Annotated in this window: 1 protein-coding gene; it reads left to right on the forward strand. The window is 65.6% G+C overall.

The genetic code is table 11. The annotated features are described in order from the left end of the window. The coding region (locus tag AC1DTN_RS38035; protein WP_477925325.1) for an IS110 family RNA-guided transposase at positions 1-660 on the forward strand (660 nt) is incomplete at both ends.

Here is a 660-nt window from a genome sequence, read left to right on the forward strand (position 1 = left end):
ACTGGGTGGCGGTGCCGCAGCACTTGGCCGAGGAATCGGTGCACGAGTTCGGCGCGATGACCGACGATTTGAATGCGATGGCCGACTGGCTGATCGCGTGCGGCGTCGATACGGTGGCACTGGAATCCACCGGGGTGTACTGGATTCCGGTGTACGAGGTGCTCGAGCAGCGCGGTCTGAAGGTCTGGCTGGTCGACGCGCGACAGATGAAGTACGTGCCCGGACGCAAGAGCGACGTGCAGGACTGCCAGTGGCTGCAGAAGCTCATGAGCCTGGGGTTCCTGCGCGCCGCGTGGCGCCCTGATGGCGAAGTCTGCGTCGTGCGCGCGGTGGCGCGCCAGCGCGAGGTGCTGCTCGTCGAACAGGCCAGTTGGGTGCAGCGTATGCAGAAGGCCTTGGTTCAGATGAACATCCAACTCACCGAGGTGCTCACCGACGTCATGGGCGGCACCGGCCAAGCCATCATCCGCGCCATCGTTGCCGGCGAGCGCGACGCGAAGGTACTGGCGCGCCACCGTCATAGCCGAGTCAAGGCCAGTGCCGAGGAAATCACCAAGGCGCTGACGGGCAACTGGCGCGAGGAGCACCTGTTCGTGCTGCGCCAGGCGCTGGCGATGTACGACGACATCGCGCGCCATCTGGCTGAGTGCGACACCAAGC

The organism is Rhizobium sp. 01T444 (assembly GCF_056398305.1).